At 40.8% G+C, this 13,564-nt stretch carries 14 protein-coding genes, 1 other RNA gene and 1 pseudogene; 11 read left to right on the top strand and 5 right to left on the bottom strand.

Annotation, left to right across the window (positions count from 1 at the left end; all coding sequences use genetic code 11):
- From PSF28_RS21565 to acnB, 4 genes and pseudogenes are all read left to right on the top strand, one after another.
- Positions 1-325, top strand: a pseudogene (locus PSF28_RS21565) (hypothetical protein); the annotation flags it as partial.
- A 3-nt stretch (positions 326-328) separates the two neighbouring features.
- A complete protein-coding gene (locus tag PSF28_RS21570; RefSeq protein ID WP_210837171.1) occupies positions 329-613 on the top strand; it encodes a hypothetical protein in 285 nt (94 codons plus the stop codon).
- 124 nt (positions 614-737) lie between these two features.
- Positions 738-1,091 (top strand): VOC family protein, encoded by a 354-nt coding sequence (locus tag PSF28_RS21575; RefSeq protein ID WP_210837170.1) that lies wholly within the window; start codon positions 738-740, stop codon positions 1,089-1,091.
- A gap of 441 nt (positions 1,092-1,532) precedes the next feature.
- Positions 1,533-4,130, top strand: coding sequence for a bifunctional aconitate hydratase 2/2-methylisocitrate dehydratase (gene acnB, locus PSF28_RS21580; RefSeq protein WP_210837169.1), 2,598 nt, complete (start codon positions 1,533-1,535; stop codon positions 4,128-4,130).
- Between the two features lie 65 nt (positions 4,131-4,195).
- Here acnB and PSF28_RS21585 read toward each other — a convergent pair whose 3' ends face one another.
- Complete coding sequence (locus tag PSF28_RS21585; protein ID WP_210837168.1) at positions 4,196-4,573, bottom strand: VOC family protein; 378 nt, start codon at positions 4,571-4,573, stop codon at positions 4,196-4,198.
- Positions 4,574-4,763: 190 nt separating this feature from the next.
- Here PSF28_RS21585 and PSF28_RS21590 point away from each other — a divergent pair, with 190 nt between their 5' ends.
- The 4 genes from PSF28_RS21590 to PSF28_RS21605 all read left to right on the top strand — a co-directional run bounded on the left by PSF28_RS21590 (position 4,764) and on the right by PSF28_RS21605 (position 7,863).
- A complete protein-coding gene (locus PSF28_RS21590) occupies positions 4,764-5,129 on the top strand; it encodes a YacL family protein (RefSeq protein ID WP_210837167.1) in 366 nt (121 codons plus the stop codon).
- Between the two features lie 142 nt (positions 5,130-5,271).
- Positions 5,272-6,144: a small-conductance mechanosensitive channel MscS gene (mscS, locus tag PSF28_RS21595; RefSeq protein ID WP_210837166.1), complete on the top strand. Its 873-nt coding sequence runs from the start codon at positions 5,272-5,274 to the stop codon at positions 6,142-6,144.
- Between the two features lie 197 nt (positions 6,145-6,341).
- The gene (gene argO, locus PSF28_RS21600; protein WP_272685621.1) at positions 6,342-6,977 is read left to right on the top strand and encodes an arginine exporter ArgO; all 636 of its coding nucleotides are present in this window, start codon (positions 6,342-6,344) and stop codon (positions 6,975-6,977) included.
- A gap of 151 nt (positions 6,978-7,128) precedes the next feature.
- Entirely contained in the window at positions 7,129-7,863 is a 735-nt protein-coding gene (locus PSF28_RS21605; RefSeq protein WP_210837164.1) for an oxidative stress defense protein, read from the top strand.
- Here PSF28_RS21605 and PSF28_RS21610 read toward each other — a convergent pair.
- Positions 7,860-8,771 carry a LysR family transcriptional regulator ArgP gene (locus tag PSF28_RS21610; protein WP_210837163.1) on the bottom strand — a complete coding sequence of 304 codons (912 nt, stop codon included), beginning with the start codon at positions 8,769-8,771 and terminating at the stop codon, positions 7,860-7,862. The genes PSF28_RS21605 and PSF28_RS21610 overlap by 4 nt on opposite strands.
- A 203-nt stretch (positions 8,772-8,974) precedes the next feature.
- On the opposite strand from PSF28_RS21610, the gene rpiA reads away from it, so the two are divergent.
- Together rpiA and serA are read left to right on the top strand one after the other, a co-directional pair.
- On the top strand, positions 8,975-9,637 hold the full coding sequence (rpiA, locus tag PSF28_RS21615) for a ribose-5-phosphate isomerase RpiA (RefSeq protein WP_210837162.1): 663 nt from the start codon (positions 8,975-8,977) through the stop codon (positions 9,635-9,637).
- Between the two features lie 445 nt (positions 9,638-10,082).
- On the top strand, positions 10,083-11,333 hold the full coding sequence (gene serA, locus PSF28_RS21620; RefSeq protein ID WP_210837160.1) for a phosphoglycerate dehydrogenase: 1,251 nt from the start codon (positions 10,083-10,085) through the stop codon (positions 11,331-11,333).
- A gap of 38 nt (positions 11,334-11,371) precedes the next feature.
- On the opposite strand, the gene PSF28_RS21625 is transcribed toward serA, so the two are convergent.
- From PSF28_RS21625 to zapA, 3 genes are all read right to left on the bottom strand, one after another.
- Positions 11,372-11,965 (bottom strand): 5-formyltetrahydrofolate cyclo-ligase, encoded by a 594-nt coding sequence (locus PSF28_RS21625; RefSeq protein WP_210837158.1) that lies wholly within the window; start codon positions 11,963-11,965, stop codon positions 11,372-11,374.
- A 119-nt stretch (positions 11,966-12,084) separates the two neighbouring features.
- Positions 12,085-12,266: non-coding RNA, 6S RNA (gene ssrS / locus PSF28_RS21630), on the bottom strand.
- 111 nt (positions 12,267-12,377) lie between these two features.
- On the bottom strand, positions 12,378-12,707 hold the full coding sequence (zapA, locus tag PSF28_RS21635; protein WP_004913067.1) for a cell division protein ZapA: 330 nt from the start codon (positions 12,705-12,707) through the stop codon (positions 12,378-12,380).
- Between the two features lie 139 nt (positions 12,708-12,846).
- On the opposite strand from zapA, the gene PSF28_RS21640 reads away from it, so the two are divergent.
- Positions 12,847-13,425: a YecA/YgfB family protein gene (locus PSF28_RS21640; RefSeq protein WP_004913063.1), complete on the top strand. Its 579-nt coding sequence runs from the start codon at positions 12,847-12,849 to the stop codon at positions 13,423-13,425.
- Positions 13,426-13,564: the final 139 nt, after the last annotated feature.

The following is a 13,564-nucleotide window of genomic DNA, read 5'->3' on the forward strand; positions in this document are numbered from 1 at the left end:
TGTGGGAACGGAGTTATCAGATTCTGATAGAATAGCGCTAGGCGGGACTGGCTCAGGAAGCCCTGACGGATGGGAGCCTGATAATAACTTAAGTACATCAGATAGGCGTTCAATACAGTCTTTGAGGGGGCAAGTAAGATTACATAAAGAGAAATTAGCCGCTTATCGACGTAATCCAGATGCTTTTGATAACCAAGGACACCTTAAGAATGCGCCCAATAATACGGTTAGGCAACGCATTATTGATGGGCGAATTAAGCATTTAGAAAAAGAAATTAAAACATTTGAAAAGAACATAAATGAAATTAAGAATGGTAAAGGTTAAAATATGAAAATAGAACTGAGTCTACTGGAAGAGGCTATAGTAGCCATTTTCAAAGAAATGAAAGTACAGGGAATGGATAATATAGACTTAGATGCAGATTTTTATTGGAATGTGCCTTCTGAATCTATTTATGATATTTACAATGAGCCGGCTCAGTTAGATATTGGGCAGTTAGAGGCTGATTATGAGATGCTATGTAAAGCTAAAGAAAATGAATTACTCATAAAATATAACTTAAAAAATATATCAGCCATTCTTCGTTATTTATCAGAAAAACACGCAATATGATCTGACTTGATGATGCTAAAGGTGTAGGCAAATGCTGGTTTGGCTATTGTTTACACCTTATCTACATCTACTAACTTTCAATCATTCGTGTAGATAAAATAATACATATCAATAAGAAAGCGCTATGGAACTAAAACCCACTGCAATTTTAATTCATGTCCCTGATGTTCAAGCGGGTTTGGCTTGGTATCAGCAAGCTTTTCCACAAGCAAAGGCAGAATACTTGCCTGAATTTGATTTCACCTTACTGCATGTCGGAGACTTCACGATAGAAGTGGTGCAAGCGGATAAAAAAGTCAGTGAAGGTAAAAAAGGAACGGTATTGTATTGGCAAGTCGATAATTTTGATTTGGCTTTTAAGCATTTCACTCAACTAGGGGCAAAACTGTACCGCGGACCAATGTTAATAGATGGTAACAATCGAATGTGCCAAGTGGAAGATCCATTTGGTAATTTAATTGGCCTAAAAGGACAATAAAATCAATTAAAATATTTAAAAAAATTAAAACCAATCGCAATGATTTACCTTATCAATTAGTAATATAAATAAAATTGCGATAAAAAATATAATTTGTGATAGCTGATGAAAAAAGGCACTAATTAGGGTGCTTTAAATTTTAAAATGCATTATAAAAAGTATGGTTTTTTCGGCATTTTACGATGGTTAATAGTATCTTAAGCTGAAAACTAACCAGTAATGAAGTGTTAAGGCGTAAAGTTAGTAGTTAAATGTTGCTTTCTTGTGAATGAATTAACATTACGTTTAAATTCTGCTATGCTGATCGCCCGAAGCTGGGCATAATTTTACCGCCATTGAGATTATGCGAGCAAATTCCTCTGACCTGGCACCGGATGATAATTTTGTCAGTATGGTGCAGACAGCCGGGTATATAAATAACAAAGAAGCGAGGAGAACGTCGTGCTAGAAGAATACCGTAAGCACGTAGCCGAGCGTGCCGCTCAAGGGATTGTCCCTAAGCCATTAGATGCGTCACAAGTAGCTGCACTGGTAGAGTTACTCAAAAACCCACCCAAAGGTGAAGAAGATTTCCTGTTAGATCTGCTGACCAACCGCGTCCCCCCTGGTGTTGACGAAGCAGCGTACGTAAAAGCTGGATTTTTAGCCGCGATAGCTAAAGGCGAAACTTCCTCCCCTCTTATCTCCCCTGAAAAAGCCATTGAACTGTTAGGTACCATGCAGGGCGGATATAACATCCACGCACTGATTGAAGCGTTGGATGACGAAAAACTAGCGCCAATTGCCGCTAAAGCACTTTCCCACACCTTACTGATGTTTGATAACTTCTACGACGTAGAAGAAAAAGCGAAAGCGGGAAATGTTCACGCGAAACAAGTTATTGAATCATGGGCAAATGCCGAGTGGTTCAAAGAGCGCCCTGCGCTAGCAGAAAAAATGACAGTTACTGTGTTCAAAGTGACTGGTGAAACTAACACAGATGACTTATCGCCAGCTCCTGATGCATGGTCACGTCCAGATATCCCATTACACGCGTTAGCAATGCTGAAAAACGCACGCGATGGTATTGAACCAGACGATGCGGGCAATGTTGGCCCAATCAAGCAAATCGATGCGCTGAATAAAAAAGGCTTCCCATTAGCTTACGTGGGTGATGTCGTCGGTACCGGTTCTTCTCGTAAATCAGCGACTAACTCCGTGCTGTGGTTTATGGGTGACGATATCCCATTTGTACCAAATAAACGTGGCGGTGGGGTGGTATTAGGCGGCAAAATTGCACCAATCTTCTTTAATACAATGGAAGATGCAGGAGCGTTACCGATTGAAGTGGACGTTTCTAAACTGAATATGGGTGATGTGATAGACATCTATCCATTTAAAGGTGAAGTTCGTAACCACGAAACGGATGAACTGCTAGAAACATTTGAATTAAAAACAGATGTGCTGATTGACGAAGTTCGTGCAGGTGGTCGTATTCCACTGATTATCGGCCGTGGTTTAACCAGTAAAGCACGTGAATCTCTGGGCTTAGAAGCGACAGATGTATTCCGTCACGCGAAATCCGTTGCACAAAGCAATCGTGGTTTCTCATTAGCTCAAAAAATGGTTGGTCGTGCTTGCGGTCGTCCAGGTATTCGCCCTGGCGAATATTGTGAGCCAAAAATGACCTCTGTAGGTTCACAAGATACAACTGGCCCAATGACCCGCGATGAACTCAAAGACTTGGCTTGCTTAGGGTTCTCTGCAGATTTAGTCATGCAGTCATTCTGCCATACCGCGGCATATCCAAAACCTGTTGATGTGACAACACACCACACCTTACCTGATTTCATCATGAACCGTGGCGGTGTTTCTCTGCGTCCAGGCGATGGCATTATCCACTCATGGTTAAACCGTATGTTACTGCCAGATACCGTCGGTACAGGTGGTGACTCACATACGCGTTTCCCAATTGGTATTTCATTCCCTGCGGGTTCAGGTTTAGTCGCATTTGCTGCGGCAACAGGGGTGATGCCTCTGGATATGCCTGAGTCAGTATTGGTTCGCTTTAAAGGTGAAATGCAGCCGGGTATCACTTTACGTGACCTCGTTCATGCAATTCCACTGTATGCAATTAAAGACGGCCTTCTGACCGTAGAGAAAAAAGGTAAGAAAAACATTTTCTCTGGTCGTATCTTAGAAATTGAAGGCTTACCTGAGCTCAAAGTTGAACAAGCGTTTGAATTAGCGGATGCGTCAGCAGAGCGTTCAGCGGCGGGTTGTACTATCAAATTGGATAAAGCGCCAATTATCGAATACCTGCAATCGAATATCGTTCTATTAAAATGGATGATAGCTGAAGGTTATGGCGACCGTCGTACTATCGAACGCCGTATCAAAGGAATGGAAAGCTGGTTAGCGGATCCACAGCTGCTAGAAGGTGATGCAGATGCGGAATACGCAGCAGTGATTGAAATTGACCTCAATGATATTAAAGAGCCAATTCTGTGTGCACCAAATGACCCAGATGACGCACGTTTATTATCTGATGTTCAAAACGAGAAAATTGATGAAGTTTTCATCGGTTCTTGTATGACAAACATCGGTCACTTCCGTGCAGCAGGTAAGTTATTGGATTCCCACAAAGGCCAATTACCAACACGTTTATGGGTTGCGCCTCCAACTAAGATGGACGCAGCACAGTTAACCGAAGAAGGTTATTACAGCGTCTTTGGTAAGAGTGGAGCGCGTATTGAAGTCCCAGGTTGTTCTCTGTGTATGGGTAACCAAGCACGTGTGGCAGATGGTGCAACAGTTGTTTCCACTTCGACACGTAACTTCCCGAACCGTTTAGGGACAGGTGCGAATGTTTACCTCGCATCAGCAGAACTGGCTGCGGTAGCTTCTTTATTAGGTCGTTTGCCAACGCCGTCAGAATATCTGCAATTTATGGATAAGGTCGATGAAACAGCAGCGGATACCTACCGTTACCTGAACTTTGACCAATTATCACAATATACCGAAAAAGCGGATGGCGTGATTTTCCAAACAGCCGTGTAATAAGGTAATATTAATAATGAAGGCTCCTGATTAGGAGCCTTTTTTGTTTCAATATAATAAGTTAGTTAAATATATTCAGAAATTTCGATTAGATTTAAATCGATATCACGTATGTAAATTGATCTGATCGCCCCAGTTGCCCCTGTACGATTTACTGGCCCTTCGATAATTTTTATGCCTTGTTGTTCAATCTGTTTTTGTACGTCACACAGCGGTATATCACTAATAAAGCATAAATCGAGTGAGCCCGGTACAGGCAAGTGCGCTTTGGGTTCGAATTCTTTTCCATATTGGTGGATATTGATTTTTTGTTGCCCAAAACTTAGTGCGTAGCGCTGTTCACCAAAGGTAACAACTTCCATTTTTAATACACGTTGGTAGAAATCAAGGCAGGCATCAAGGTTAGTTGTGGTGAGTACTATATGGTCTAAGCGATTGATCATTATGGTCCCTATTGATTGAACTATGACTATTTTAGTTATTTGCCTATTTAATAGTAAATGAATCATATGATTTATGTGTTGAAACCGATGCTTTACTCAGTTTTATTTTTTCTGGTGGTAATACCTCTCAACAAAGCGGTTTGACTCGCGTTATACTAGGTTCAATAACGCAAGAGTAGAGGGACTGCATATGGACTACCAATTTTTCCAAGATATCACCGGAGCTATCTCCGCTAAATTCTCGATGGATCATGAGGCTATTGGATATTGGCTTAATGAAGAGGTTAAAAATGACCTTAGTCTGTTAGATGCTATTGAGGAAAATTACGAAAAAATTAAAGGTAGTGAAAAACAATGGGAATTAATTGGTCATGAGTACACATTGTTGTTAGATGACGAAGAGGTGATGGTCCGTGCTAATCAGTTGTCATTTGAAACTGAAGGGTTGGAAGAAGGTATGAGCTATTACGATAACGAAAGTGTTGCATTTTGTGGGATTGATGACTTCCTATTAATGTTAAAAGATTATCGGGTTTTTGTTATGGAAAATAGATAAAATAATTTTATTTAGTGATTTGTTTTGTGTTTTAATAAATCATCGCTATTATTTGCAATGTGCGGCCAGCCATTAAACGCTTTGTTAAAGATTAATTGGCTGGGATTAATATTGATAATTGGATCCTAAAGGGCATATATATATGAATACTGATGATGTTACAGGCGCGTTGAATGATGCAACGAATTGGTTTGTGGCAAACCAAGATCTGTTCGTTCAGTATGTTGTGAATATCGTGTCTGCTATCGTTATCTTGATTGTCGGGATGATGATTGCAAAATGGGTCGGACGTGGTTTACATCGCGTGATGACCATGAAAGGCATTGATTCAACAGTCAGTGACTTTTTATCGGCAATTGCACGCTATACCATCATTGCGTTCACCTTAATTGCTGTATTAGGGAAAATTGGTGTACAAACTGCCTCGGTGATTGCGGTAATGGGTGCGGCCGGTTTAGCGGTTGGCCTAGCATTACAGAATTCATTGGGTAACTTTGCAGCAGGTGTTTTGCTGGTGGTATTTAGACCACTAAAAGCGGGAGAATATGTCTCGATTGGTGCAGTCGAAGGCACAGTGCAAAATGTACAAATATTTTCAACGACGCTAAGAACGGCAGATGACCGTATTATTGTTATTCCTAATGGAAAAATAATTGCCGATAACATTATTAATACCAGTCGTGAGCCTAATCGCCGCCAAGATATTATTGTCGGTGTTGCTTACGATTCTGATATTGATGTGGTGAAAAAAGTATTAGGGGATATCGTCGCTGCGGATAGCCGTATTCAGCATGCGAAAGGCGTGACTATCCGTTTACATGATATGGCGCCATCCTCATTAAATTATTTAGTCCGTTTTTGGACCACCAATGGTGATGCATGGCCGGTGTATTGGGATTTGCTTGAAGAGTTTAAGCGGGCATTGGATAAACATAATATTGGTATCCCATTCCCACAAATGGATGTTCATGTTCATAAACAAAATACGCCTATCAAGCAAGATTCTGCAGAGTAATATTTAGTCGTATTTATTGAAAATAAGAGCCTGTCTTTGATGGGCTCTTATTCATTTCTCACACCTCTATTTTTCTTACTGAATTGTTTTTAGTTATAAGTGAAGCTTATGACCTATTAGACTTAATCATTTCCACTAATAATTTTTTCTCGTTAATATTCATGCATATTAATTGAATAAAAAACCGGAATTAATGCATGTTTTCTATCTATTTACAGGGCGCACTGTTAGGTGCCGCAATGATATTACCTTTAGGTCCACAGAATGCTTTTGTCTTGCAGCAAGGCAGCCGAAAGCAGTTTCATTTAATGAGTGCATTATTATGTGCATTAAGTGATACCGCTTTAATTGTCGCGGGTGTTTTTGGTGGGAGTGCTTTATTAAGTCAGTCTGAAATATTAATGCAGTTGATTACATGGGCTGGCGTAGCATTTCTTGTGTGGTATGGCTATGGTGCGTTTCGTACTGCTCTCAGCCCTGATGAGGTAATACTTCAAACGGAAAACCGGGCTATCACGAGATGGAAAGTGATTGTCACATTGTTTGCTGTCACTTGGCTAAACCCTCATGTTTATTTAGACACCTTCGTTGTACTGGGTAGTGTGGGTGGCCAATTAGAAAGCCAGCTGAGACCTTGGTTTACGGCGGGTGCTCTAACAGCTTCTTTTGTATGGTTTTTTGCGTTAGCGATACTTGCTGCTTGGTTTTCACCCGTGTTAAATAAACCGCGTTCACAGCGCATTATTAATGTTTTTGTCGGTAGCGTGATGTGGTTTATTGCATTTCAACTCGCTATACAGGGGCTTAAAGGGCTCGGTTTGCTTTCTCAATAACAATATATCTTCAACAGACAAGCAATAACGTTCAATTTCTCATTATTCTGACTGTACTTTTTGTTTCATGTGTTACTGTTAAATTGAGCGCAGGGATAGTTTGTACTAATTATCCCTTTTTTAGCGATAAATAATTTTCTTGGGAGGTTCTGTGAAATTAAAATCTTTAGTTTTAGCTGCGATGGTAGCAGGTGCTGCGGTTCCGACCATATCATTGGCTGACCCGTTACCAAATGGCCCACACATTACTACTTCAGGTAATGCAATCGTGAAGGCGGCTCCAGACATGGCGACGCTGAATATTCTGGTGGAAGTAACTGCAAAAGATGCGGCAGCGGCAAAAGCTGGGGTTGATAAGCGAGTTGCGGAGTATTTTGAGTTTCTTAATAAAAATGGTATTGAAAAACAAGATATTAACGCAGCAAATGTCCGAACTCAGCCTAAATATGATTACAGCAGTGTGAAGCAAAAATCAACCATCGAAGGCTACACGGCAACACGTTCTGTTGAAGTGAAAGTGAAGAAATTGGACCAACTTAATGTCTTGTTAGACGGCGCTTTAGCTGCGGGTCTCAATGAAATAAATTCAGTACAGTTTGGTGTAGCTAACCCGCAACAGTATCGTGATGAAGCACGGTCTCAAGCGATTAAAAATGCAACGGAACAAGCCAATATCTTAGCTAAAGGCTTTAATGTTCAGTTAGGCCCAGTGTATAGCATTAACTATAATGCGCCAGCGGCGGTGCCATATCCAATTACTGCAAGAAATTACGGCGGGGCAATGAAAGCCTCTGTTGCTCAAGACCTCAAGATTGATGAAACCTATGAACAACAGAGTATTGATTTTAATGACCAAGTCGATGTGGTATTTGAATTAAAACGCTAGCTTTTTACTGATTCATCTTCTTGTTTTAACATCTGGCGCCCGGTTTTTAATAGGGCGTCAGTCACATTTTTCATTGTACGGCTTTCAGGTGCGAAGCGGTGCCAGTAGAGCATGCGTCGTTGGCATAACCCTGGAGTTAAATCAACCAATTCACCATTCGCTAATTCACTGGCTATCTGCAAATGTGGGATCATACAGCAGGTCGAACCTTGTTTCGCTAACTGTACAAAGGCCTCCGAGGAGTTCACGATATGGCATGGGACACTACCCGGCGACAAGCCAAAGTTTTGTTGAACAAAGGCTTGGTGCATATCATCTAAATGGTCGAAAGCAACCGCAGGCGCTTTTAATAACGAAGAGCGAGTAACGCCATCGGGAAAATATTTTGCCGCGAAGCCGGGGGATGCGACAAAAATGTAGTCCAGTGCGCCAAGTTTATCGACTAAGCAACCTGGTAAGGCTTGAGGTTGAATACTGATAGCGCCTACCACTTCACCGCGTCTTAAACGTTCTTGGGTTCGTGTTTCATCTTCAACCTGAATATTTAACCGAATAGGGCTATTGCCTAATACAGGGTTTAGGGCTGGAAGAAACCAAGTTGCCAAGCTGTCGGCGTTGACGGCAAGTGAGAGTAACAATGGGGTGGAACCACTATTTTCATCACCTAACCATTGCTCTTCTAATAATTCGACTTGATGAAGCAGTGCTAGTAATTTTTGCCCTTGTTCAGTTGGGTGTGGCGGAACGGTACGCACAAGTAATGGCTGCCCAAACAGATTTTCTAACTGCTTTATGCGTTGTGAAACAGCAGATTGTGTGATGCAGAGTTTTTGAGCTGCGCGCTCAAAGCCGCGTTCACGGATAACGGCATCCAGTGCTTGTAATGCGCGATAGTCAGGGCGCTTCATCAAAAAGATCTCCTTGTTGTTATTCTACCAAGCACTATGCCATATTTTTACACGCAACACTTAAAAATATTATTGTTGTGGCGTAAATCCCAATAACCATGACACAAATACAACGAACAAGGCTGCAACTTATTGGGTGTCCGGTATATACTAGTTATTAATAACCTTAATCACGACTCAATTAAATCTTAAAAGGCATGAGTATGACTCAGGACGAATTAAAAAAAGCGGTAGGTTGGGCAGCACTTGATTACGTAAAACCGGGCACGATTGTTGGTGTTGGAACGGGTTCAACGGCTTCACACTTTATTGATGCATTAGCAACAATGAAAGGTCAAATAGAAGGCGCGGTATCAAGTTCAGAGGCATCAACTCAAAAATTAAAATCATTGGGTATTACGGTATTTGATTGCAATGAAGTGGATTCATTAGATGTTTATGTTGATGGCGCTGATGAGGTTGACCATCACATGAACATGATTAAAGGCGGTGGTGCCGCTTTAACACGTGAAAAAATTGTTTCTGCAATTGCAAAAACCTTTGTCTGTATTGTTGACCAATCTAAGCTAGTTGATGTGTTAGGTAAATTCCCACTGCCTGTTGAAGTGATCCCAATGGCGCGTAGCTATGTGGCACGTGAATTGGTTAAACTGGGAGGCACGCCAGAGTACCGCCAAAATGTAATTACAGATAACGGCAATGTCATTTTAGATGTTTATAATTTAAATATTGTTGACCCTGTGGCATTAGAAAATACCATTAACGGAATTGCGGGTGTCGTGACCGTTGGGTTGTTTGCGAATCGTGGTGCAGACATCGTTTTGATGGGAACTGCAAACGAAGGCGTTAAAACCATCAAGTTATAATCTATATCGTATTCAATTATTCTATTAAGCCAGTGGCATTATACCCGCTGGCTTTTTTGTTTTACTGATATTTTGCAGTTAGTTTATGAACTGATAGACGCTAAATTAATTAACCAGTTTTATAAATATCATCAATTTGAAATTTATTTTATTTTTTTTAATATCGAGCTATTTTGGTGATATATCTCACACAAATAGGCATTGTGCAGGAAAAATCCTTATTTTGTGTTACCGCCCCTGATTTTCTACCATTTAACTTCTTTTTCTTCGCGCTTTTTAGTACCCATTAAGCAAACGGTTGTATTGCTACTGCGCTATTTTTTGCTATGTTGGTATACGCTTCATAGCTCAAGGTAGATAGATGTCATCTCTCTTGAGCTATGTTAGGCAAACACATATGTTCATCTGTTATAAATCTTATGTACGTTCACGATAGGGTAGGGAAATGGTTAAGGTATCTTTGCAAAAAGACAAAATTAAATTTTTACTGCTAGAAGGTGTGCACCAAAGTGCGGTTGATAACTTAAAAGCCGCGGGCTACACCAATATTGAATATCACAAAAGTGCGTTATCCGACGAAGAATTAAAAGAAGCGATTAAAGATGCACGTTTTGTAGGTATCCGTTCCCGTACTCATCTTTCTGAAGAAATTTTTGCTGCAGCAGAAAAACTCGTTGCAGTAGGTTGCTTTTGTATTGGCACCAATCAAGTTGATTTAGATGCCGCTGCAAAGCGCGGTATTCCTGTTTTTAACGCACCATTTTCGAATACACGTTCCGTTGCAGAAATGGTATTAGGCCAGTTATTACTTTTACTGCGTCGTATTCCTGAAGCCAATATGCAAGCACACCGTGGTATTTGGGAAAAACAAGCTAAAGGCTGTTTTGAAGCACGTGGTAAACGTCTTGGTATTGTTGGATATGGCCACATTGGTACTCAGTTAGGGATCTTAGCTGAAGGTATCGGTATGAATGTTTTCTTTTATGATATTGAAAACAAACTACCTTTAGGTAACGCAACACAAGTTCGTTCTTTAACTGAACTGCTGAATATGAGCGATGTTGTTAGCTTACATGTACCTGAAACACCAAGTACGAAAAATATGTTTGCTAAAGAACAATTTGACCGTATGAAACCCGGCTCTATTTTCATTAACGCATCACGCGGAACAGTGGTCGATATTCCTTCACTGGCTGAAGCGTTAGAAAGCAAGCATTTATCTGGTGCTGCAGTGGATGTATTCCCAAGTGAGCCTGCTGCAAATAATGACCCTAATGACCCATTTATCTCTGAATTGATTAAGTTCGACAATGTGATTTTAACCCCGCACATTGGGGGCTCGACTGAAGAAGCCCAAGAAAATATTGGGCTGGAAGTGGCAAGTAAGTTGGCAAAATACTCAGATAATGGTTCAACCTTATCTGCGGTTAACTTCCCTGAAGTTTCTCTGCCAGTGCATACTGAGGATACAAACCGTTTCTTGCATATTCATGAAAATCGTCCAGGTATTCTGAATAGCATTAACCAAGTATTCACGGAAAATAATATTAATGTTGTCGGTCAGTACTTACGTACTTCTGGCAATGTGGGTTATGTGGTTATTGATGTATTAATGCAAACACCAAACCAAACAGATGAAGCACTTCAGAAATTAAAAGACTTGCCAGGCACCATTCGTGCACGTTTATTATTCTAAACTACGCTAAAAATTGAGTGAAATAATGGCGCGGGTATTTATGACCAGCGCCATATTTTTTGAGGCGTAATAATTTCGGGTAAAGGTATATCCCAGTGAGCTATAGGGAGTTTTTCTACTTGTTGGCAATTATGGGCAAGCCCAATCGGATAAAAACCGGTTTGTTGCCAATTTGCTAGAGTCCTATCATAAAACCCACCTCCCATACCTAACCGTTGTCCTTGAGCATCAAATGCCACTAATGGGATAAGCATGATATCCAGTTTTTCGAGTGGTAGCACATCTCTGACATCAAGTGGTGGCTCATCAATATGAAATCGGTTTTTAACAAGTTGGCTATCTGGACGATAGTGAAGAAACAGTAAATGGTGACGACTAAAAGGATGTAAAACAGGGAGATACACTTGCTTACCTTGAGCCCAGAGTGCATGAATGAGCGGCTTTGTGTCAATTTCCCCATCAAAAGAAAGAAACAGAGCAATATTATTGGCTTGTGCAATTTTCGGGTGGTGTAATGCGTTATGCATGACTTGCTCAGCGGCACTTTGTTGTTGTTCAAAGCTTAGTTGGCGGCGTGCCTGACGGATAGTTTGACGTACTTGTTGGCGTTGTGTCGAGAGAGAGTCTTGCATGTGATAACCTGTTATAAATGCGATAAAAACAGTTAACCCAGTAATTATATTACTTAGAGTATATCGCAAGATGAACGGTTATGTAGAAAACAAATGAAAAATAAGCAAAATCTTAGTTGAGGGTCTCCAAGATGCCGTTGTAGGCTGTAACCCTTGAACCCTTGGTTCAAGGTGAACGCAGTTTAGCAACCTTTAGGCTTCCTGAACGAGTCAGGCATGCTCACCAGCGCAATAACCACATTCTGTTTGGTAGAAATATCGGCTCAGGGGACTCGCCCACTCACGCGCATCTCAGAGAAATTTGGTTTGAGAACTTATCGTTACTCAGTGATTTCATTGTACGAAACTAGATTTAAAATGCAACCTTAATTTTGTATATTTTTTTCTACTAGTGTCTGATTAATAAGCAGATTTACTCTAGGGGCAATACCTGCCTCTCAGTAATTTTCACCTGATCGTGCAACGCTTGTTCAATTGTGTGCTGCAACATTTTTATTTTCTCTTCCATATTATAAGCATAATCACGCGTTTTTGTCTTTTCTTGTGCTAATTCGTGACAGACGTTCAATGCTACGATAAAAATAAGCTGTTCCATATTGGTGACACCGCTTCTATCTTTCAGATTTTGCAAGCGTTGTTCTAATTCTTTAGCCGACTCAAGAAGGGCTTCTTTTTGTTCTGATGGGCAGTTGACTCGCATTGAGCGCCCGAAAATCTGGATGTCGACAGGTTGTGCGGACATGATACCTCCATACTGAATAATACTCGCCGTAAATACATCATATTTGGCGCAATTAATAGATAAGACAAAAGCATACTGGTCTAGCGGCTATCCTTGATGGTAGCATATCACGAATCATAAGCTAACATGACGAATTCAGATGTCTATACAAAAATCTTTACCAAACTATGAATCACTGGACAAACTCCTGCAACAGCACTCAATCGCACTTACTGCCGCGGAAATCCATGGTCTAATAACCGGGTTGATCTGCGGCGGGGGCCGTGACCATAGCTGGCAAACGTTAGTCCATGACCTTGCTAACGATGGTTTAGCTTTCCCACAAACCGTTGCACAGCCACTGCGAGAACTTTTTGATACCACATTTGAAGCACTTGATGACAGCGAGTTTGCATTTGCCATGCTATTCCCTGACGAAGACGCTTCTGTTTTTGACCATGCTGATGCACTGGCTGGTTGGGTTAATCACTTTTTATTAGGGCTTGGGGTTACACAACCGAAATTGGCTGATAAAAAAGAGATAAGCGAAGTTATCACTGATTTACGTAATATTGGTATGCTTGGTTACGATGAAGACGAAGACCAAGAAGAACTCGAGCAAGCGCTAGAAGAAGTGATTGAGTATGTCAGGGTGGCGGTACAATTATGTTACATTGCATTGATTGAGCCAACTAAAGGCCCAACCGCAGTGGAAAATGATAAGCCCGTTCTTCATTAATTTCTATTAATGTGCGTTTTCAAAGCCACTTAACTTTGTCGATGAATAATTTATTACTGATAAAATTAAGTGCTTGAAAACGGGATGTATCCAGTTTTAAGTCATTTCGCCAGTGTATGTTGTATGTGATTGGTTAAAC

Source organism: Providencia sp. PROV130 (genome assembly GCF_028482225.1).
GTDB lineage: Bacteria > Pseudomonadota > Gammaproteobacteria > Enterobacterales > Enterobacteriaceae > Providencia > Providencia rettgeri.